Origin of the sequence: Streptomyces sp. Ag109_O5-10 (assembly GCF_900105755.1) — a bacterium.
GTDB lineage: Bacteria > Actinomycetota > Actinomycetes > Streptomycetales > Streptomycetaceae > Streptomyces.
Genome location: NZ_FNTQ01000001.1, coordinates 9,114,084 through 9,134,073 on the forward strand (window position 1 = coordinate 9,114,084; position 19,990 = coordinate 9,134,073).

At 71.0% G+C, this 19,990-nt stretch carries 17 protein-coding genes; 6 read left to right on the forward strand and 11 right to left on the reverse strand.

Features of this window, described 5'->3' with window-relative positions; genetic code table 11:
* Window positions 1–12: 12 nt before the first annotated feature.
* From BLW82_RS41355 to BLW82_RS41370, 4 genes are all read right to left on the reverse strand, one after another.
* On the reverse strand, window positions 13–903 hold the full coding sequence (locus BLW82_RS41355) for a carbohydrate ABC transporter permease (RefSeq protein WP_093507407.1): 891 nt from the start codon (window positions 901–903) through the stop codon (window positions 13–15).
* Complete coding sequence (locus BLW82_RS41360; RefSeq protein ID WP_093507409.1) at window positions 900–1,853, reverse strand: carbohydrate ABC transporter permease; 954 nt, start codon at window positions 1,851–1,853, stop codon at window positions 900–902. The genes BLW82_RS41355 and BLW82_RS41360 overlap by 4 nt, the downstream gene beginning before the upstream one ends.
* Window positions 1,854–1,864: 11 nt before the next feature.
* Window positions 1,865–3,196, reverse strand: coding sequence for an ABC transporter substrate-binding protein (locus BLW82_RS41365; protein ID WP_093507411.1), 1,332 nt, complete (start codon window positions 3,194–3,196; stop codon window positions 1,865–1,867).
* Between the two features lie 533 nt (window positions 3,197–3,729).
* Entirely contained in the window at window positions 3,730–4,545 is an 816-nt protein-coding gene (locus tag BLW82_RS41370) for an endo alpha-1,4 polygalactosaminidase (protein WP_093507413.1), read from the reverse strand.
* A 524-nt stretch (window positions 4,546–5,069) separates the two neighbouring features.
* On the opposite strand from BLW82_RS41370, the gene BLW82_RS41375 reads away from it, so the two are divergent.
* The gene (locus BLW82_RS41375) at window positions 5,070–6,329 is read left to right on the forward strand and encodes a Gfo/Idh/MocA family protein (protein ID WP_093507415.1); all 1,260 of its coding nucleotides are present in this window, start codon (window positions 5,070–5,072) and stop codon (window positions 6,327–6,329) included.
* Here BLW82_RS41375 and BLW82_RS41380 read toward each other — a convergent pair.
* From BLW82_RS41380 to BLW82_RS41400, 5 genes are all read right to left on the reverse strand, one after another.
* Entirely contained in the window at window positions 6,323–7,171 is an 849-nt protein-coding gene (locus tag BLW82_RS41380) for a class II fructose-bisphosphate aldolase (protein ID WP_093507417.1), read from the reverse strand. The genes BLW82_RS41375 and BLW82_RS41380 overlap by 7 nt on opposite strands.
* Window positions 7,172–7,235: 64 nt before the next feature.
* Window positions 7,236–8,159: a DMT family transporter gene (locus BLW82_RS41385; RefSeq protein ID WP_093507419.1), complete on the reverse strand. Its 924-nt coding sequence runs from the start codon at window positions 8,157–8,159 to the stop codon at window positions 7,236–7,238.
* Window positions 8,152–9,156 (reverse strand): N-acetylglucosamine kinase, encoded by a 1,005-nt coding sequence (locus BLW82_RS41390; RefSeq protein ID WP_093507421.1) that lies wholly within the window; start codon window positions 9,154–9,156, stop codon window positions 8,152–8,154. The genes BLW82_RS41385 and BLW82_RS41390 overlap by 8 nt, the downstream gene beginning before the upstream one ends.
* Window positions 9,157–9,190: 34 nt before the next feature.
* Window positions 9,191–10,363, reverse strand: coding sequence for an SIS domain-containing protein (locus BLW82_RS41395; RefSeq protein ID WP_093507423.1), 1,173 nt, complete (start codon window positions 10,361–10,363; stop codon window positions 9,191–9,193).
* Window positions 10,360–11,652, reverse strand: coding sequence for a D-tagatose-bisphosphate aldolase, class II, non-catalytic subunit (locus BLW82_RS41400; protein WP_093507425.1), 1,293 nt, complete (start codon window positions 11,650–11,652; stop codon window positions 10,360–10,362). Before BLW82_RS41400 ends, BLW82_RS41395 begins: the two co-directional genes overlap by 4 nt.
* A gap of 149 nt (window positions 11,653–11,801) precedes the next feature.
* Between BLW82_RS41400 and BLW82_RS41405 the strand changes: the two genes are divergently transcribed.
* Window positions 11,802–12,596: a GntR family transcriptional regulator gene (locus BLW82_RS41405; protein WP_093507427.1), complete on the forward strand. Its 795-nt coding sequence runs from the start codon at window positions 11,802–11,804 to the stop codon at window positions 12,594–12,596.
* Between the two features lie 8 nt (window positions 12,597–12,604).
* Here the strand turns inward: BLW82_RS41405 and BLW82_RS41410 are convergent, their stop codons facing one another.
* Window positions 12,605–13,495, reverse strand: a complete 891-nt coding sequence (locus tag BLW82_RS41410; RefSeq protein WP_256216139.1) for an NAD(P)-dependent oxidoreductase — start codon at window positions 13,493–13,495, stop codon at window positions 12,605–12,607.
* A 607-nt stretch (window positions 13,496–14,102) separates the two neighbouring features.
* Between BLW82_RS41410 and BLW82_RS41415 the strand changes: the two genes are divergently transcribed.
* From BLW82_RS41415 to BLW82_RS44075, 4 genes are all read left to right on the forward strand, one after another.
* Window positions 14,103–14,846 carry a TetR/AcrR family transcriptional regulator gene (locus tag BLW82_RS41415; protein ID WP_093507431.1) on the forward strand — a complete coding sequence of 248 codons (744 nt, stop codon included), beginning with the start codon at window positions 14,103–14,105 and terminating at the stop codon, window positions 14,844–14,846.
* Between the two features lie 16 nt (window positions 14,847–14,862).
* Entirely contained in the window at window positions 14,863–17,316 is a 2,454-nt protein-coding gene (locus BLW82_RS41420; protein ID WP_256216140.1) for a SpoIIE family protein phosphatase, read from the forward strand.
* Window positions 17,317–17,590: 274 nt separating this feature from the next.
* Window positions 17,591–18,748 (forward strand): alpha/beta hydrolase, encoded by a 1,158-nt coding sequence (locus BLW82_RS41425; protein WP_177233233.1) that lies wholly within the window; start codon window positions 17,591–17,593, stop codon window positions 18,746–18,748.
* A gap of 157 nt (window positions 18,749–18,905) precedes the next feature.
* Window positions 18,906–19,202: a hypothetical protein gene (locus BLW82_RS44075; protein WP_143063745.1), complete on the forward strand. Its 297-nt coding sequence runs from the start codon at window positions 18,906–18,908 to the stop codon at window positions 19,200–19,202.
* 7 nt (window positions 19,203–19,209) lie between these two features.
* Here the strand turns inward: BLW82_RS44075 and BLW82_RS41430 are convergent, their stop codons facing one another.
* Window positions 19,210–19,938, reverse strand: a complete 729-nt coding sequence (locus BLW82_RS41430; RefSeq protein WP_093507435.1) for an SDR family oxidoreductase — start codon at window positions 19,936–19,938, stop codon at window positions 19,210–19,212.
* Window positions 19,939–19,990 lie beyond the last annotated feature (52 nt).

Below are 19,990 nucleotides of genomic sequence, written 5' to 3' on the forward strand. Positions count from 1 at the left end.
TGACGGGCGGGATCAGGCTTTGAGACCGGTGGAGGTGATCGACTGGATGAACGCCTTCTGCGCGCCGAGGAAGGCGAGCAGGACCGGAAGCACGGTGATGACGTTCCCGGCCATCACGGCGGACCACTGCGTGTGGTGCTGTCCCTGGAAGGTCGTGAGGCCGAGCTGGAGCGTGTACTGGGTGTCGTGGTTGATGGCGATCAGCGGCCAGGTCAGGTCGTTCCAGGTGCTGAGGAACGTCAGGACGGCCACCGTGCTGAGGGCCGGCCGGGACAGCGGCAGCACGATCCGCCACAGCACGTGCAGCCGTGAGCAGCCGTCGATCCACGCGGCCTCCTCCAGCTCACGGGGCAGCGAGAGGAAGAACTGCCGCAGGAGGAACACCGAGAACGGCGTGACGAGGGACGGCACGATCAGCGCCCCGAGCGTGTCGATGAGGCCGAGCTGCTTCATCACCAGGAACGTGGGAATCATCGTCAGCTGGAACGGGATCGCCATCGTGGCCAGCATCAGTCCCAGCAGCAGCCGGGAGCCGGCGAACCGCATCCGGGCGAACGCGTAGCCGCCCAGGGTGCCGAGTACGAGGTTCGCGGTGACCGTGACGAGGCTGACGAGGAACGAGTTGGCGAACCACCGCGGGAACATGGCGTTGCCGAGCACATAGCGGTAGCCGCCCAGGTCCAGACGGGAGGGCCACAGGGCCGGCGGGAAGCGGTTGATCTCAGCGTTGCTCATCACCGAGCTGAGCGCCAGCCAGATCAGCGGCACCGCGAAGAGCAGCGCCATCGGCGCGAGCAGCAGGTGCCAGGGGCTGAACGGCAGCCGCGGGCGTCGCCGGCCGGTGTCGGGCCGGGCGGCCGGTTCGGCCTGCGCGGCCGCGGGCGGAGCGGAGACGGCGGTCATGCGGCGGCTCCCTGGAGTCGGCGGCGGGCGATCTGGAAGATCAGGCCGATCAGGCCCAGGGCCGCGGCCAGTACGTAGGCCGAGGCGGCGCCGTACCCCGCGGTGGCGTTCTTGAACGCCTGCTCCCAGATGAAGTAGACGATCACCGTGGTGGATCCGAGGGGTCCGCCCTTGGTGGTGACGTACACGAGGTCGAAGGTCTGGAGGGCCTCGATGGCCTGCCACAGCAGCAGGAACACCGAGACGGGCCTGAGCGTGGGCAGAGTGACGTGCCGCAGGATCTGGAAGCGGCCGGCGCCGTCCAGCCGGGCCGCCTCGATCAGCGAGGCCGGCACGTCCTGCAGGGCCGCGAGATAGATGACCATGCAGAAGCCGGTACCGCTCCACAGACTGATCGCGACCAGCACGGGCAGTGCCTGGGACGGATCGTTGAGGAAGCCCTGCGCCGGGATGCCGAGATAATGCAGTACCGCGTTCGCCGCGCCGAACTGCTGATCCAGGATGAAGGAGAACAGCACGCCCTGCGCGGCCGAGGAGACCACGAACGGGACGAAGAACAGGGTGCGGTAGAGCCCGACGAAGCGTATGCGCCGGTTCAGGGCGAGGGCGAGCAGCAGCCCTGCCACCATGCTCGCCGGCACGTACAGCGCGGTGTAGAGCAGGGTGTTGTGGAGCGCCTGGCGGAAGTGGGGGTCCTGGGCGAGGGCGCGGTAGTTGTCCAGGCCCACCCAGCGGCTCGGTGTGACGAGGTCGTCGGCCTGGAAGGACAGCAGCAGCGACCAGATGATGGGCACCACGCTGAGACCGAGGATGATCAGGACCGCGGGCGACACGAACGTCCAGGCCGTGGCGGCCTCGGCGGCCCGTCTGCGGCGCAGGGCGCGGCGGTTGTCCGGGGGCCGGCTGTCCGGGGGCCGGGACACAGTGATCGGGGTGGGCACTCGGGACACGGCGGATCTCCTCAGCGGGGTATGAGCAGTGCGGCGTTGGCGTCGGCGGCGCAGGAGCGCAACGCCTGGGCGGGACTGCTCCGGCCCAGCAGCACCGCGACGACGGCCTGGCCGAGGGCCTGCGAGATCTGCGGGTAGGCGGCGTGCACGGGGCGCACGCGGGCCGAGTCCAGTGCTTTGGTGAACACGTCCAGGCCCTCGGTGGCGTGCTCCTGGTGCTGCCAGGCGGGCAGGTCGCGGGTGTGGCGGCTGAGCGGGAGGCTGCCCGCGTCGATGTCCCAGCGCACGTCCTGCGCGGGCTGCATCAGCCAGCTCACGAAGGTCTTGGCGGCCTTCGTGCGGGCGGCGCCGTTGTCGAACACCGTCCAGGTGTCGGGTCCGCTGATGGTCACCGGCCGGCCGGAGAAGGTGGGCAGCGGGACGACGTGATAGTCGACCTTCGCCTGCCGGATGTCCGGGAGCTGCCAGGGGCCGGTGACGGCCATGCCCATCCGGCCGGACAGGAAGACCTGGTACATCTGCTCGCTGCCCGGCTTCGGGTCGACGTAGACGCTCTTGTCCCGGGCGAGGGCGGCCACCACCTCCAGGGCGCGGATCCCGGCGTCGCCGCCGAACCCGATGTGCTTGCCGTCGTCGGCGACGACGTCCCCGCCGAGATCCCAGATCATGGGCCACATGCGCCAGACGGTGTCCTCGTCGCCGACGCCCGGCCAGCCGGTGCCGAAACGGCCGCTGCCGACGTTCGTGAGCGCCTTGGCGGTGGCGACGAAGTCGTCCCAGCGCCAGCCTGCTTGGGGCAGCGGCAGTCCGGCCTCCCGGAAGAGCTTCCGGTTGCAGACCACCGCGAGCGAGTCCAGCAGTGCGGGCGCGGCGCGTACCTGGCCATTGACGGTCACGGCCTGGCGGGCCGGCGCCCAGTAGTTCGTCCAGGGCGTGCCGGCATGTCCGACCATGTCGGTGAGGTCGGCGACCTGAGGGCTGTGGGCGACGCTCGCCAGGTCGGAGCCGAAGATGTAGGCGATGTCCGGGAAGGAGCCGGCGGCGAGGGCGGCGGTCACCTTCTGGAGCATCGCGTCGGCGAGCACCCCGCCGCCCAGCTCCACCCGGATGCGGGGGTGGCTCCGCATGAACGAGGCGGCCAGGGAGTCCATGGCCTTCTTGCCGGTGTCGGTCTGCCCGTGCCACATCTCGATCGTCACGGTGCCGTCGGCGCTCACGCCGTCGGCGCCGCCCGCCGCGCAGCCGGAGGCCCACAGGCCCGCGGCCGCCGTGGTGGCCAGAGCCGCGCCGGTGCGCAGCACTGTGCGGCGTTCGGGCTGTGCGCTGCGGGTGAGCGCGAACATGGGTACCTCCCGTGCGGAGCTGTGGGACAAGCGCAGTGCGTAAGGGATCGTGCGCCGTGCGGCGGTGCTCAGGGCCGGGCGTGGAGCGGGACGGGCGGCCGGGTGCGGGCGCTGGGCGACCGGAGCGGGCGGCCGGCACGTGAAGTGCCGCCTGCCGTGGCCGTCGAGATGCGCCGTCCGCGGGGAGCCGCATGGATACGGATCATGTCCAAGCCCCAGAGCATGGTGGGTACGTCCCCGCCTCGGACACCGACGTGGTCCTGGCGACTCAGTCCGGACTCCTGGCGCGTGGTCAGCTACCGGCTGGGCGTACCTCTGCCGCCGAGTGCTTCGACTGCGGCGTTGACCAGGAGTTAAACGATGGTGCCCGGCAGCTGTCAAGAGGGAGGTGTTGATTGGACATGCGTGAAACACCGGGGAAACCTGCATGATTGAGCATCAGGCGATGCCGGCCTGTGGCGGCCCGGTGAGCCGTCACAGGCCGGCACGCTTTCCAGGGCGCGCCTGGGGTCGTGATCAGTGCGGGATGCGCCCTAACAGGTCTTGCGGACGTATCCGCTGCTGCCGGCCGGCGAGACGTTCACGTCGCGCTGGACGATGCTCAGCGTGCCGCCCCATCCCCTGCACGCCTTCGTCTTGCCGGAGTTGGTGTACTCGATCACGATCACGTTGTTGCCGAAGGCGCTGGTGTAGTCGCCGCACTCGTCGTACTGGCCGCACTCCTCGGCCACGGCGAAGTCGAGGCCGTTGGCGGTGCGGTTGCCGGCCAGCTCGGGCGTGTTCTTCTGGGCGATGGCCAGGCCGTCCGCGTGGGCGCGCGCGGAGAGCAGCTTGATGAACGCCTGCGCGTTGTTCGCCGTCAGACGGTTTCCGGAGCGGCTGTAGCTGTCGTAGTTGTCGGGCTCGACGGCTTGGAAGCCCTTGTCCCGGCAGCCGTCGATCTGGGATCCGATCTGGCCGGCGATCCGCTGGCGCTTGGCGTCCGTGCTGACGTCGAGCAGGGCCTCGCCCCAGTCCTCGTCGTAGACGACCTTGCCCGCGGAGTCGCGCAGGAGCAGGTCCGGCGCCCACTCGCCCTTCGCGCCGGGCTGCGCCTGGAAGGCGTTGACGTAGCAGATGTTGTACAGACCGGCGGCCGGGGAGGCGGTGTGGTCACGGGTGACGACCTTGACGCCGGCGGGCGGTGTGTAGGCCCCTCCGATCTGGTAGTCGAAGCCCGTGTGCGTGGGCGGCAGGGACACGGTCGCCGCCTGCGTCGCGGGCGCCCCGACGAACAGGGCGCCGGTCAGCGCGGCCGCGCCGATGGCGGTGCCGGTGAGTGTGCGAGCGGTGGTGTTCGGGTGGCTCATGCGTGAGCTCCAGAGGAAGCGGGCACGTCCCCGCCTCGGACGGGTGGGGTGTCCTGGCGACTTGGGCCGGGCTTGCGGCGCGGGGCCTGCATACCGGCTGGGCGTGCCTCTGAACGCGGAGCGTGGCTCCGGTGTAGTCCGAGAGTAAAGCGATCGCTTTCGAGGATGTCAACGGCTGTGAAATCCCTTGTGTGGGGCTTGAGTTGGATGCTCGCGTGGTGGGGCGTGACAGTTGGCGGCGCTGCCCCAGTGTCGAAGGCAATGCGCGAAACTGCTTGATGTAAGCGTTGATTGAGCAGCATCGAGCATCTAAGGTCGTCGGCGTGACGGTCGGACCGGGCCGCGCCGCCGGCCCGGGGCGATGCGTGACGCGTCTCTGCCGCGCTCCCGCGCCGGGCGTGCCCGCGACGGCGGTTGGGACACCGCGAGTCCGTCCACCACCGCGCACCGCGGCCGGCCCTCCGACAGGCCCGAGGCGTCCAGGCGTCCGTCACGTCTCCCTGCTCGCGACGAAGGGATGCTCCATGACCAACCAGCCGCCCGCGCCGGAACTGCGTGTCGGTGTCGTAGGCGCGGGCCAGCGAGCCGGGCTGGCCGTCCTGGCCGAGCGGCCCGGCTCGGCCCGCGTGGTCTCCTGCGCGGATCCGTCCGCGCGCGGCCGCACCGACGCCCGGACGCTCTTCGGGCCGGACGTCCAGATCCACGACCGTTACGAGGACATGCTCACGGACGACCTGGACGCCGTCTTCGTCCTCACCCCGGACGACCTCCACACCGCTCCGGCCCTGTACTTCCTCGAGGCCGGTGTCGCCGTGTTCGTCGAGAAGCCGCTGGCCGTCGGCCTCGACGACTGCGACCGGGTCCTGGCCGCCGCGGCCCGCACCGGCACCCGGCTGTACGTCGGGCACAACCTCCGCCACCTGCCGGTCCTGCGCACCATGCGCGGGCTCGTCGACGACGGGGCGATCGGAACCGTACGGGCCGTGTGGTGCCGGCATTTCGTCGGCCACGGCGGCGACTACTACTTCAAGGACTGGCATGCCGAACGGGCCCGGACCACGGGCCTGTTGCTGCAGAAGGGCGCGCACGACCTGGACGTGATCCATTGGCTCGCCGGCGGCTACGCCCGCACGGTGACCGCGCTGGGCGATCTGTCCGTCTACGGAGCCAGCCCGCACCGCCGTACCCGGCCCCAGGACTCGGAGCGAGTGCAGGACTGGTTCGACGAGGGCGTCTGGCCGCCGTCGGCGCTGCGCGATCTCAACCCCGTCATCGACGTGGAGGACATCAGCATGGTGCTGACCCGCCTCGACAACGGGGTGCTCACCAGCTACCAGCAATGCCACTTCACCCCCGACTACTGGCGCAACTACACCGTCATCGGCGACGAGGGCCGTATCGAGAACCTCGGGGACGGCGTCCAGGGCGACGCCCCGTTGATCAAGGTGTGGAACCGGCGCCGTTCCGGCTACCGTGCCGAGGCCGATCTGACGCTGCCGCCCACCGAGCCGGCCGGCGGCGCGCACGGGGGCGCCGACCAGTCCCTCGTCGACGAGTTCCTGCGGTTCGTCGCGCACGGCGGTGCGACCGAGACATCGCCCGTCGCCGCACGGGAGGCCGTCGCGACCGGTATCGCGGCCACCACGTCGCTGCGCTCGGGGGGCACGCCGGTCCAGGTCCCCGCCCTCGCCCCGCACCTCGTCGACTACTTCGCGCGTCACCAGCCTGGTTCCCGCGGCCCGGCCTCGACGCGATGGGAACGCCTGATCGGTGACGGTCAGTGAGCCAGCACGCTGAGCATGCTGTGTACCGTGCCGGCGACGGCGTCGCGCGCGGGGCCCAGGTACTTGCGCGGGTCGGTCAGCGCAGGCAGCGAGTCCAGCGTGTCGCGCACGACCCGGGTCAGGGATATGTTGAGCGCCGTCCCGATGTTGATCTTCACGATGCCGGCTCGGACGGCGGAACGGAGTTCGCCGTCGGGAACTCCTGAGGAGCCGTGCAGCACCAGGGGCACCGGAACCGCTTCCCGGAGTCGTTCGATGAGTGCGTGGTCCAGCGTCGCCGACCGTTCGGTCATGGCGTGACTGCTGCCCACCGCGACCGCGAGGGCGTCCACGCCGGTACGCGCCACATAGTCGGCGGCCTCCGCCGGGTCGGTGCGCACGCCGGCGGTGTGCGCGCTCGCGGGGGAGTCCGGCTTGCCTCCCACATAGCCCAGTTCGGCTTCCAGCCAGAGCCCCGCGCCGTGAGCCCATCGAGCCGCCGCGGCGGTGGCGGAGACGTTCTCCGCGTAGGGCAGGGCCCCGGCGTCGAACATCACGGAGGAGAAGCCGCAGTCGGCCGCCTGGTGCAGCAGCTCCACGTCGGTCACGTGGTCGAGGTGCAGCGCGACCTCGACCGCGCTGGACCGGGCCATCGAGGCCGCCGCCAGCGCGAGCGGAAGCAGCTGGCCCCTGTGGTACCGCACGGCGTTCTCGCTGATCTGCAGGATCACCGGCCGTTCGGCCGCCTCGGCGCCCGTGATGATGCCTTCGGCGTGCTCCAGGGTGATGACGTTGAAGGCGGTGACGCTACGGCGCGCGGTCGCGGCGTGGGCGACCAGTTCGCCGGTGGGGACCAGAGGCATGTGTGTGCTCCTCGCGCGGGGGGCTGGCTGAACCTGCGATGTCGGTGTGCGGCGGCTCACGTTCCTACGGGCCCGAGAGCGATGCCGATGGTTGCCGGGTCCCGGGCGTCTCTTCGCGCTTCTCGTCGGCGTACACCATCAGAGTGGATCCGCCGAGGGCGAGGACGATGCCGATGGTCCCCCAGATCGTCGGCAGCGTCTGGTAGACGATGAGGGACAGCACGATGGTGAGCACGGGTGCCAGGGCGTTGGTGACCGGTGCGACGACGCTGGCCTTGCCGCGGCTGAGCGCCATGACGAGGAACAACGCGCCCACGGCGTTGAGGACCTGGGTGCCGGCGGTGAGTGCCGGGGCCTGCCACGGTGCGTCGGGCAGCCCGCCCATCATGGCGACGGCCACGGGGACGAGCAGCAGACCGCTGATCGTCATCCACCCGAACGTGGTGGCGTCGTTGACGTCGGCGAGGGCGGCCTTGCGCATGAAGAACGCCTGCGCGCCCCAGGCCACGCAGATGAGGACGGAGAGCAGCAGCCAGGACCCGGTGCCGGCCGAACCGTGGTCGCCCGCGGGGATGCTGATGAGCACGATGGCGACCAGCGCGGCGACCACGCCGATGACGGCGAGCCGTCCGATCCGCTCCCTGAGCAGGGCCACCGCCATCAGCACGGTGATCACCGGGGAGAGCGAGACCACCGGGAAGATCAGGTAGGCGGGGCCGTTGGACAGCGCCTGGAACAGCAGGAGCTGACCGCCCGCGCCGGTGAGGCCCGCCGCGAGCCCGTAGAACGCGGCGACCGGCCGCCGGTCGAAGCGCTGGCGGCGCAGCGCGACCGCCGCCGGCAGCAGCATGGTGAAGGCCCAGATGACGTAGATCATCTCGTTGGGGTAGCCGTACCGTTCGGTGGGCTGGCTGGAGAACGCTCCCCAGACGCCCCAGAACAGCACCAGCAGGCCCGCGTACAGGATCCAGTTTCTTTGGTCACGCATGGTGGTTCTCCGTGGGGGTGATCTCCGAAGAGGAGCGCAGGGCGGCGAGTGCCGCGGTGTCGAGAGGGGTTCCGGCGAGCTTCGCCGCGTAGAGGGCCGCGCCGACCACCGGCTCGAACTGCGGCCGGCGCAGCTCGTAGCGGGCCGCGCCGCCGCGGAGTTCGGTGGTGAACGCGTCGAGTACGGCCGCCGAGCGGAAGACGCCGCCCGAGTAGGACACCGGGACGGGTTCGGCGTCGGCGAAGCCCAGCCGGCGTCGCGCGCTGTCCACCAGCAGGGCCAGTTCCCGTCCGGCCTCGGTGAGGACGGCGGCGGCCTGTGTGTCGCCCAGCCCGGCCGCCTCGACCACCAGCGGACTCAGCGAGGCGATCTCGCTGCGGTGACCCTGCCACCGGTTGAGGACGACGTCGATCACTTCGAGGTCGGTGGTCAGATCCAGATGGCGGCGCAGGAGGTCCGCGAGCGGGCCCTCGGGCAGCCGGCCGTCACTCATCCGGGAGAACACGTTCAGCGCGCGGGCGGCGATCCAGTACGCCGATCCCTCGTCGCTGAACAGTTCGCTCCAGCCTCCGGTGCGCACACCGCGGCCCTGCCGCTCGCCGTAGGTCATCGATCCGGTACCGCTGATGACGTTGATGCCGTCCACCGCGCCGAGCGATCCGGCCCACCCGCAGATCATGTCGTTGTCGCACGCGTACCGCCCGTGTCCCAGCACCTCGCCGGGGACGGCGTCCAGCGCGGCGACGTCGCCGGGGACCTCCCCGTACCCGGGCAGGCCCAGGAACGCGTAGTCGATGTCCGCGAGCGTGATGCCCGCGTCCTCCGTCACGGCCCGGATGCCCTCGCGCAGAACCTGCGCGACGTGCTCCACGCCCCCGGTGCCGTTGTCCGCGAAGTAGTAGGCACCCTCCGCGACGGCCCGGGCCCTGATCGCGCCCGCACGGTCGATGAGGCAGAAGGCCGTCTTGGTGCCTCCGCCGTCCACACCCAGAAACATCGTTGTTCCTCCGCTCGGCTCTGTCTGAACGCTGTTAGACGACGTCGTCGCGTCGCTGGGGGAGCGGATGCACGGTCACGCCCTGCACCACGCGGTTCACCTCTCCGGAGGGGAACGGGTTGTCGGGCCGGAGGCCCTGGTGCAGGGACGCGCGCAGCGCGATCAGCTGGGCACAGATCACCGCGGGAAGGGCGAGGACGGTGTCGTCGACGCCGGCGAGCCCCGGGAGCAGCCAGGTGTCGTCGCCGGGCAGTCCGTCCGGTGACGTGGAGACGGCGACGACGCTGCCCTGCGGCAGCCCCGCGCGCAGTTCGGTGAGGATGTCGAGGTCGTAGCGGCGCGTGTAGGGGTCGTTCGACACGTAGACGACGACAACCGTGCGGTCGTTCAGGACGGACTTGGGGCCGTGGCGGAAGCCGAGTGAGGACTCCGAGGACGCCACGAGCGCACCGCCGGTCAGCTCCAGCAGCTTCAGGGCGGACTCCTGGGCCAGCCCCTTGAGCGCGCTGCTGCTGCCGAGGTACACCAGCCGTTCGGGTGCGCGGGCCAGCAACTCCTCGATCCGCGCGGAGAGTCCGCCCGCGGTGATGTGCTCGGCCGCGGCGGCGGGGGCCTCGACGGCGTCGGTGGTGAGCGCGCCCAGGGCGAGCAGGGAGGCCAGCAGCATGCTGGTGAAGCTCGACGTCATGGCGAAGCCCTGGTCGTTCGCCGCGGCGGGCATCTGCAGGACGTGGGAGGAGGCGCTGCCGCCGTGGAGGCGTGCCAGCTCTCCGGCGCTGTTGCAGGTGATGACGAGGTGGTGGACGCGTGTCAGGACCTGGTCCGCGAGCCGGGTCGCCGCGACACTCTCGGGGCTGTCGCCGGACCGCGCGAACGAGACGAGCAGCGTGGGGACGTCGTCGGGGAAGGACGCGTGGGGGTCGGCGACGATGTCCGTGGTGGACACGGCGTCGGTGCGCCGGCCGGTGGCACGTGCGACCGCGGCCCGGACGACTTCGCCGGCGAAGGCCGAGGTACCGGCTCCCGTGAGGACGATCCGCAGGTCCTCGTCGGCGAGCAGGGGTGCCAGGAAGGCGTCCAGGGACGCGCGCTCACCGGCGACGATCGCCCCGACCTCACGCCACACGTCGGGCTGCTGGATGATCTCGGCGGTCGTGTGGTCGGCCCCGCGGTCCTGAGGTACCAGGTCCTGGGTGGTGGTCTTCACGCGTACTCCTTGTCATGGGTGCGGCATGCACGGTCGTAGTCGCGCAGGACGTCACGGACGTGATCGACCACGAGGTCCCGCGGTGTCGCGGACAGGGCGCCTGCCCGGACGCGCTGGTACTGGTTGGGCAGGTGGGCACTCAGCAGCGGAAGCGGAATGGCGAGGCCCGAGAGGTTGGCGAACAGCCGGTCCTGCGCGGCGGCGATCTCGGGGTCGGGCCAGTAGTAGCGCATGCGGTCGCTGTAGCTGTAGCGCCTGGCCAGCCGCTGGTCGGCGGCGCTGCCCCCGTAGTAGCCCTCCCACCAGGAGGGGTCGTCGCGCATACGCCGGTCGACGACCTCGGCCAGCCGGGACCGGGATCCGGCCGGGACGAGCTCGTCCTCGATGTCGGCGAGCGCGAACAGGGCCTCGCGCAGCGCGAACGTCAGTCCGGGGCCTACCTTGAGCACCGCCCAGTGGTCCGCCACCAGGCCGGCCAGTGCGTCCACCGTCTGGTAGTCGGTCGAGTGGGCTTCGAAGACCATGCCGGGTTCGTCGGTCAGGACCGTGCGCAGCTCGGCCGTCCGCTCACGCCGGTAGTCGAACACCTGGAGGTGATCGAACTCCACGCCGGGCTGCACGACCAGGGCCATGACGCGAGGCCATGCCCCGGCCACGCCGTGCCTCTCGAACGCGCGCCGGTTGTGTGCCAGCGTCAGCCGTGCCGCCTGCGGACTGGTGGCGGACATGCCTTCCAGCGTCTCGTGGGCCCCTCCGGGCACCGGTACCTCGGTTCCGATGACATATCGGAGGGTCCCGGCGGAGTCACCCGCGGTGGTCTCGGCCACGCGCACCAGGCGTGCGGTGCGATCGGCGACCAGGTCGTCGGTCAGCGGGGCCACGTCGTCGGCGCAGGAGAAGCTGCAGTCCAGGTGGATCTTCGTGAAGCCCGCCCGGACGTATGCCGCGACGAGCCTGTCCGCTTCGCCCATCGCTTCTTGCGAGGACAGCGAACGCCACCGGTTGGGTCCCAGGTGGTCTCCCCCCAGAACGACCCGGTCCAGCGGCAGCCCGTGTTCGGCGGCTATGCCGTGCACGAGTTCGCGGAAGTCTTCGGGCCGCATGCCGGTGTAGCCGCCGTACTGGTCCACCTGGTTGGAGGTCGCCTCGGCGAGGACGGTGCCTCCCGACGCGAGGGCCTGGCGGACCGCTGCCTCGATGACCAGCGGATGGGCCGAGCAGACGGAGGTGATGCCGTGCGGTTCGCCTGCCTTCTGGCGGCGGACCACTTCGTCCAAGGGATTCCACATGATCGCTCCAGGGTTCACCGAAGGGCGTCCGCCGTATCTGTCGGCGCGCCTTCGGAAACGTGACTGGAACGGTACTGGTCTCCCTCATGGCCGTCAATGGTCTGTTATTGGTATGGAACTGGTCTGCTCGAAACTGGTATACATCTGGTATGTCTTCTTCGGACCGTGGTCTCCCTCAAGGGCTGTTGAGCGGAGACGCCCTGCCGCTGTACACCCAGGTCGCCGGACGCCTCCTGGACGACATCGCCGAGAGAGGTGCCCGCCCGGGAGACCGGCTGCCCTCGGAGCGGGCACTGGCCACCCGGTACGGCGTCTCGCGCGTCACCCTTCGCTCGGCCCTGAACGAACTCGCGGAGCGCCGGGTCATCGAGTCCGCGCCGGCCCGCGGCTGGTTCCTCGCCGAGGGCTACGAGCGCGTCGCCCCCGCATCGGCTCCGCCGTCACCGGGTCGGGCGACAGCCCAGTCGGTCCAGGGCTTCGCCGACTACGCCGAACAGCAGGGACTGCGGCTCCGCGACTCGGTCCTGGAGACCAGGGTCCGTCCCGCCACCGTTCAGGAGTCCGAACAGCTGAGGGTCGGCCCGGGAGCCGCGCTCTTCGAGATGCGCCGACTGCGCTACCTGGACGACATCGTCGTGGTGCTGGAGCACAACCGGCTGCCGCTCGCACTGTGCCCGGAGCTCGCGGAGACGGACTTCACCACGCACACGCTCTTCGCGACGCTCCGCCGCGCCGACCCGCCGCAACTGCCCAAGGTCGCCGACTACTCCGTGGAAGCACGCCACCCGACGGCGGAGGAACGGCGACTGCTCGAAATCACCGACGCGACTCCGGTGCTCGTCGCCACGCAGCTCGCCTTCAACCAGAACGGACAGCCCCTCGAACTCACCGCGGCCGCCTACCGCGGCGACCGGTACCACTTCCGGGCCTCCATCACGGGGTGAACGCGTCGTCAGGGGCGCAGCAGGGTGCCGGCGGCCTCTTCCAGGAGCGCCACGGCGAGGAGTTCGCCGTCCACGGGTCCGAAGCGCTCCAGGGCCTGCCGGTGGATGCGCAGTACCGTGTCGGCCATCTCGTGCGGCGTGCCGAGGTCTTGCGCCTCCTCGGTGATGACCTTGAGCTGGTCGTGGATGCGGTCGAGTCCGTAGGAGCGCAGGTAGTCCCCGGCGAACAGAGCCGGCAGGTCCCGCCGGATGAAGTCGCTGCCTGCCGCGCTGCCGGCCAGCGTGCCGTGCAGGGCGGTGAGGTCGATGCCCGCTCGGCGACCGAGCAGCAGGACCTCGGCGGTTGCCGTGGCCTGCCCGAACCAGAGGAGGTTGATGAGGAGTTTCGTGGTGTAGCCGGTTCCCGGCCCGCCCATGTGGCGGATGCGATCCGATGTCGTCACCGCCTCCAACAGCGGCCTGCACCGGTCGAGGACGTCAGCCGAACCACCCACGAACAGCCGCAGGCGCCCCTGTTCGGCGTCGTCCGGGCCGCCGCCCATGGGCGCTTCGAGCACATCGACGCCGTGTGCGCCGGCTCGTTTCCGCAGCTCCCGTGCCACCGCAGGCGCGTTGCTCGTCATGTCGATCCACACCGCCCCGGTGGCCAGGGCGGCGAACACGGCATCCTCCAGAGCGGCCGCGGCCTCGTCGGGTCCAGGAACCACGGTGACCAGGACATCCGCCCCGGCAGCGGCGGTCGCCGCGGACGGCGCCCAGTCCGCGCCCAACGAACGTACCGCTGCCTCCCGTTCGGGACGCAGATCGAAAGCGGTCACCGCGTGCCCCGCCGAAACCAGGCGTCCACACAGAGGTGTCCCCATGCGTCCGGCACCGATGAGGGCTACGCGTGAGGGCAAAGCAGCACCGCCGTATCAGTCGTTGCGTCCGTCGTCCGTCTCAGGCGCACTCGAAAGACCGCCGTCGTCCGCTCACTTGGACACGTCAGGGATCATTCCGGGAATCACCGCGGTCATCCTACGAGCCCGTTGTGTGATCACGATCCGGCCTCCACGAGTCGTCGCCGACGGATCAGGCAACAGCTGTGCGGTGCGTTGCGTTGCGGTGCGGTGTGTGCTTCGCCGTGCCCGTGCGGACACGGGCCCATGGTGACCGACCTGGGCCGTGAAAGGTGGGCGACGGAGAAGACCACTGCGCCACAGCCGGCGACCACGCTCAGACCCGGGCGCGACGCGTGTGTCAGTCCTGCGGGACCGATGCCCGAGAGCAGGCCGGCTGAGCCCGGCCATGCAGAGCCTGCCCGCCGTGCTGAAGCCGCCGGGGAGGAGCAGCGGCAGCCGAGGTCCCGTGCGGGCGGCCAGGCGGCCTGGCCGCGGGGCGCAGACGGTCGCTCCGGCGGCCGACGGCAGGATCGCCACGCCCGCGGTCGGGCAAGATAACCAGGCAAGTATATCAATGTTATGTAAAATAATCGCAACAGTGATAAATCGGAGATAAATTGGACTGATGCAAGAACGGGCCGTACGTACCAGGGAGCGGGTTCTGCGCGCCGCCGCGGAGCTCCTGAGCTCGCAGGGTCGTGCGGGTGTCTCGACGCGTGCCGTGAGCGCGGCAGCCGGTGTGCAACCTCCCACCCTGTACCGCCTGTTCGGCGACAAGGACGGGCTGCTCGACGCCCTCGCGGCCTACGGCTTCGAGCAGTACCTGCGCGAGAAGCAGGCGCTTGAGCAGACTGACGACCCGGTCGCGGACCTGCGCCGCTCCTGGGACCTGCATGTCGAGTTCGGTCTGTCGCGCCCCGGCTTCTACGTGCTGATGTACGGCGAGGGCCGCCACCGCGGCGGCATGCCGGGAGGGCTCGAGACAGTCGCCATCCTGCGCCACACCCTCGCCCGGGTGGCCGCGGCCGGCCGGCTCCGCATGAGCGTGGGGCGGGCCACTCAGCTTGTCCATGCCATGGGCCTGGGCGTCGTACTGTCCCTGATCGCCACGCCGCCTTCCGAGCGGGACGAGACCCTCCCGGCCACGGCCCGTGAACACGCACTGCGCATGATCACCACCACGGGCACCGCGGGGGAGCGGAGCACGGGCGAGGACTCGTGCGCGGACGTGGCGTGCCGGGCCGCGGCCCTGCGTGAGGCGCTGTCCCGGCACGGCACCACGCCGCTGACACCGTCCGAGGGCGCGCTCCTGGCGGACTGGCTCGACCGCCTGGCCGACGCGAACTCCGCCGCGCGGTCGGCATCCTGAAGGAGGGACGGCGCCAATGGCCGAAACCAGGAACACGATGCCGGAGGCCGGACGGGAGGCCGGGCAGTCGGCGGGCCCCGCCATGGCGGTGGTGGACGCGCACGGAGTGGTGGTCTCGTGGAGCCCGGAGGCGGAGCGGCTCAGCGGTGTCGTGGCCGCCGACGCGATCGGGCTCTTCGCCGGACGGCTCCTGGCGGACCCGCAGGTGGTCCTGGGGGCGCCCGCCTTCACCGATCCGAGCCGTCGGGGAGACGGCTGGTCCGGGATCGTCGGCCTGCGCCGCGCCGACGGACCACCGCGGGACGTGTACCTGCGGGCCCATCCCCTCACCGAGCGTGACGGCACGGTGCGCTGGCTGGTCACCGCGACCGCGATGACGGCCGTTCCCTCGTGGCCGATGAACGGCGCCGGTGTGCGGGCGCTGCTCACCGGGGCGCCGGTCGGCATCGCCGTGCGCGACACCGATCTGCGGTGCACCTGGGTCAACGACGCGCTGGCGCTGCAGGACGGCATCCCGCGTGAGAAGAGACTCGGACGCCGGCTGACGGAGGTGCTGCCGGGACCCGAGGCCGAGTCGGCCGAGGCGGTGATGCGACTGGTCCTGCGGAGCGGGAAGCCGCAGGTCGACCACGAGTACCGCGCGTGGATGCCGACGAGGCCACAGCAGGAACACGCCTTCTCCACCTCGTTCTTCCGCCTCGACGACGCCGACGGGCGCACGCTGGGCGTGTGTGTCATGAGCGTCGACGTGACCGACCGGCAGCGGGCCCGCGAACGCCTGGCCGTGCTCAGCGAGGCCAGCACCCGGATCGGCACCACCCTGGAGGTGATGAGAACCGGTCAGGAACTCGCCGACCTCGCCGTGGCCCGCATCGCCGACTACGTCACCGTGGACCTGGCCGAGTCCGTCGCGGAGGGCGAGGACTCCGTGGCCCGGCTCGGCGCGGCGATCGGCCGCGTGCCGGCGTTCCGCAGGGCGGGCGTCGCCTCGGTCCACGACGGCGCACCGGAGTCGCTCTTCTCGCGCGGGGAAACCGTGTCCGTGCCGGCCCCTTCCCCCTTCACGGACGTCCTGGTCTCGGGCGCGTCACATCTCGAACCGGTGCTGAGCACCGCGCGAGGCGCCTGGCTGGAAGAGGACCGGGAACGGTTGGAGAAAGTACGCCGGTACGGCATGCACTCGCTGATGATCGTGCCGATCCACGCCCGCGGCGCGGTGCTGGGCGTCGCGGTCTTCGTGCGCATGGGCGACTCGGTGCCCTTCGAGACGGACGACCTGCGGCTGGCCGAGGAACTCGTCGCGCGTGCCGCCCTGTCCCTCGACAACGCCCGCCGGTACGTACGCGAACGCACCGCCGCCCTCGCTCTCCAGCGCAACCTGCTGCCGGGCAGGCTGGTCGGCGGGGCGGCCGTCGAGGTGGCGTCCCGCTACGTTCCCGCCGACACGGAACACGGCGTGGGCGGTGACTGGTTCGACGTCATCCCGCTGTCCGGCGCCCGGGTGGCCCTGGTCGTGGGCGACGTGGTCGGTCACGGCATCAACGCGGCGGCGACCATGGGCCGGCTCCGGGCCGCGGTGCACACCCTCGCCAACCTGGACCTGTCCCCGGACGAACTGCTGTCCCACCTCGACGACACCATCTCCCGCCTCGGCGTGGAGGACAGCGACATTCCGGATCGCGCAGCCGCGGAGTCCGGCGCCACCTGCCTGTACGCCGTGTACGACCCGGCCACCCGCCGCTGCACGATGGCCCGCGCGGGTCACCCGCCGCCCGTGATCATCTCGCCCCAGGGCGGCGTCTCCGTCCCCGACCTGCCCGCCGGTCTGCCGCTCGGTGTCGGGCCGGCCTCCTTCGAGTCCGTCGAGGTGGACCTGCCCGAGGGCTGCCTGATCGCCTTCTACACCGACGGTCTGGTGGAGACCCGGGATCAGGACATCGACGCGGGGATACGACGGCTCGGAACGGTCCTCGCGCGGCCGGACCGCCCTCTGGACGACCTGTGCACGGCAGCGTTCGACACCCTGCCGCCCAGGGCCCTGGAGGACGACGCCACGCTGCTCCTGGCACGGCCCCGTTCGCTCCCGCCGTCGCAGTTCGCCACGTGGGACCTGCCGAGCGATCCCGTCGTGGTCCCCCACGCCCGGGCCCTGGCCACCGCCCAGTTGACCGGATGGGGACTGGAGGGCCTGGTCGCGACCACCGAACTCATCGTCAGCGAACTGGTCACCAACGCCCTGCGCCACGGCGACGGTCCCATCACCCTTCGCCTCATCCGGCACGAGGTGCTGGTGATCGAGGTGACGGACACCAGCGACTCCGTCCCTCGACTGCGCCATGCCCGTCCGACGGACGAGGGCGGGCGCGGTCTCTTCCTCGTCGCACAGCTCGCCAGCCGGCGGGGCACCCGCAACTCGCCCGCGGGCAAGACGGTCTGGGCCGAGCAGGAGATCAATCCGCCGCCGTCCTGAGCGCACCGACGTCGGACCGGCCCCCTGTACGCGGTCCGAGCCCCGGGACCGGGGACCGTGCAGGGCAGCCCCCACCGCGTGGCCGGAGGCACTCAAGAAGACGGGCTCAACACGGTTGGTGGCGCGGTGCTACTTTGTCCTGCGCCTTGTGCACGTCACGTCGATGAGCTGCGCCACAGACCGACGGGCTGGTGTCCTGCGGTCCGTGGAGCCGGCAGGGGGAGTCACGGTGCCGTTCGGCCAGGTGATCAGCAGCAGTGGGACGCTCACGCTCATGACCCTTCTCGCGCTGCGTCCGCCGCGACCGCGGCGCTCCACTCCCTTCACTCTGAGCTTCTTTCTCACCTTCCTGATCAACGAGCAGCCGTTCCTCGGCCTGTATGTGCTGGCCGCCGGTGCGGTACCGCCTCTGCTGGCCGGAGAGACGGGAACGCTGTCGTGGTGGCTGGGCACGGGCACGGCCGCGGGCACCGCGGGCGGACTGCTGGTGCTGGCGGTGCGGGCCCGCACCGCCCGACCCCGGCTGACCGCTGCGCTGCGACAGGCACTCGGGCCGTCGGCGGTGGTGCAGCGACGGCGGCGTGGCCCGTGGCCGATCGTGCGGCTGATGGTCTTGCCCCTGATCTCCTACCGGTTCGACGTGCGGCGGGTGGCCAACCTGCGCTACGGCGACGCAGGCCGAGGCCACCTGCTGGACGTGTACGTCCCCCGGGCAGGGACAGCCAACGCGCCGGTCCTCGTCTACCTGCACGGCGGGGGCTTCCGCATCGGCAGCAAGATGATCGGCGCGCGTCCCCTGCTCTACCGGCTGGCCGGCCGGGGCTGGGTGTGCGTGAGTGCCAACTACCGGCTGGGCGGCCGCCTGGACTATGCCGACCGGCTCGCGGATGTGCGGCAGGTCGTCCGGTGGGTGTGCGACAATGGTGCCGCCTACGGAGCCGATCCGTCGGCGGTGTTCCTCGCCGGCGGCTCCGCCGGGGCCCATCTGGCGGCCACGACCGCGCTCACCGCAGGCGGGGCACCGGGTCAGCCGGACGGTGAGGAGACCGGCCCACCGGTGGCGGGGGTGATCGGCTTCTACGGCTACTACGGGCAGGCCGACGCCGGCGCCGACTCCACCCCGCTGGCACACCTGCACCCGGACGCCCCGCCGTTCCTCGTCGTCCACGGCGCGCTGGACACGCTGGTCCTGGTCGAGGATGCCCGACATTTCGCGTCCGAACTCGGGCGCGTCTCCACCCAGCCGGTGGTCTACGCCGAACTCCCCGGCACCCAGCACAACTTCGACTTCTTCCCCTCGCTCCGTTTCCACGCCGTCATCGACGCGGTCGAGGACTTCACCGCCTGGGTCCGATCCGGCGACGCGGCCGGACCGACGCATCGGGATGCGGCGCCCTCCCGCCGGGAAGACGATCCCGGCGGGCACCCCTAGCCTGATCTTTGGCCTGTGCGGCGGGGCCGCGGATGGTCGACTTCTCTTTCCGGGACGTTGTGGTGACTGCGGTCGCCGCGGACACGGGCCGGGGTGAGTCTGTCCGAGGACACGGGTCTGTCCCATGGGTGCCGTCGGCCGCCGCCCAGGAGGAACGGTGGCCGCCTTCCTGGCCGTCATCCGTGCCGACGAGCACCGCGAACACCCCGCACCCACCGCGCTCATCCCGTTCACCGGCAACGAAACACAGCGACTGTTCGCCCTGCCCGCCGCACACCCGAACGGCCGACGCGACCATCGCCTGCGCTGGTCCCTATGGCGTCGCCGAGATCAGCCCGCGCCCGCGACTGCCGCTACCGCCGACGCGAGGCCACGACATGACGATCCCCAACTGGGCACGGAGCATCAATGGACCGGCCGTAAGAAGCAACCGACCGAAGTAGGCGCGGCCTGAGGGCCCCTCAGGCCCCCATCAGCGCCGCCAGGGCGCGGTCCATCGCGGCGTTGAACTCTTCCGGCGTCAGCGGCAGCCGGGACTTGGCGTCCCGACTCCATTGGTCGGCGAGCACCTCGGCGGAGCCCGCCTCGACACCGTCGAGCGCCGCGTCGGCCAGGTCCGACGGAGCGATCTTTGCCACGGGCCAGGCCGCCGCCATGTCGGTGTCGGCCAGGCCGAGGTGTACCGCTGTGACGAGCGTGCCCTGCTCGGCGAGCTCCAGGCGGACGCCGTTGGTCATGGCCCAGGCGGCGGCCTTGGACAGGTGGTAGGCGTTGGCGCCCTTGCCCCCGAACCACGACATGGCGGAGAGGACGTTGACGATCGCGCCCCCGCCGTTCCTGGCGAGCGCCGGCGCGAACGCCCGGATCATCTCCAGGTGGCCGAACGTGTTGGTCTCCAGCTCGCGCCGGACCGCGTCCAGCGAGCCGGTCACCAGGTCGGTCCCCGTAATGATTCCCGCGTTGTTGATGAGTAGCGAGACGTCCGGGGCGGCCTCGGCAGCGGCCCGCACGGACGTGGGGTCGACGATGTCGAGGGGCAGCACCTCGACCCCGGGCAGGTCCACGGTCTCCGGTCGGCGGGCCGTCGCATAGACCTTGTGGGCGCCCCGTTCGAGCAGGCGCTGGGCGAAGGCGCGGCCCAGGCCGCGGTTGGCTCCGGTGACAAGGGCGACGGAGTTGTTGATATCCATGCCCGGTACGCTAAAACCTGACGCTGGCGTCAGAGGCAAGTGCTGTCCGTCA

What these genes read in the sequence shown, in the direction of transcription:
- BLW82_RS41405 (WP_093507427.1), top strand. Translation starts at nt 11,802, where the DNA reads ATGTCTTCTTCGGACCGTGGTCTCCCTCAAGGGCTGTTGAGCGGAGAC.
- BLW82_RS41365 (WP_093507411.1), bottom strand. Translation starts at nt 3,196, where the DNA reads ATGTTCGCGCTCACCCGCAGCGCACAGCCCGAACGCCGCACAGTGCTG.
- BLW82_RS41385 (WP_093507419.1), bottom strand. Translation starts at nt 8,159, where the DNA reads ATGCGTGACCAAAGAAACTGGATCCTGTACGCGGGCCTGCTGGTGCTG.
- BLW82_RS41370 (WP_093507413.1), bottom strand. Translation starts at nt 4,545, where the DNA reads ATGAGCCACCCGAACACCACCGCTCGCACACTCACCGGCACCGCCATC.
- BLW82_RS41375 (WP_093507415.1), top strand. Translation starts at nt 5,070, where the DNA reads ATGACCAACCAGCCGCCCGCGCCGGAACTGCGTGTCGGTGTCGTAGGC.
- BLW82_RS41400 (WP_093507425.1), bottom strand. Translation starts at nt 11,652, where the DNA reads ATGTGGAATCCCTTGGACGAAGTGGTCCGCCGCCAGAAGGCAGGCGAA.
- BLW82_RS41425 (WP_177233233.1), top strand. Translation starts at nt 17,591, where the DNA reads ATGACCCTTCTCGCGCTGCGTCCGCCGCGACCGCGGCGCTCCACTCCC.
- BLW82_RS41380 (WP_093507417.1), bottom strand. Translation starts at nt 7,171, where the DNA reads ATGCCTCTGGTCCCCACCGGCGAACTGGTCGCCCACGCCGCGACCGCG.
- BLW82_RS41390 (WP_093507421.1), bottom strand. Translation starts at nt 9,156, where the DNA reads ATGTTTCTGGGTGTGGACGGCGGAGGCACCAAGACGGCCTTCTGCCTC.
- BLW82_RS41415 (WP_093507431.1), top strand. Translation starts at nt 14,103, where the DNA reads ATGCAAGAACGGGCCGTACGTACCAGGGAGCGGGTTCTGCGCGCCGCC.
- BLW82_RS41355 (WP_093507407.1), bottom strand. Translation starts at nt 903, where the DNA reads ATGACCGCCGTCTCCGCTCCGCCCGCGGCCGCGCAGGCCGAACCGGCC.
- BLW82_RS41420 (WP_256216140.1), top strand. Translation starts at nt 14,863, where the DNA reads ATGGCCGAAACCAGGAACACGATGCCGGAGGCCGGACGGGAGGCCGGG.
- BLW82_RS41430 (WP_093507435.1), bottom strand. Translation starts at nt 19,938, where the DNA reads ATGGATATCAACAACTCCGTCGCCCTTGTCACCGGAGCCAACCGCGGC.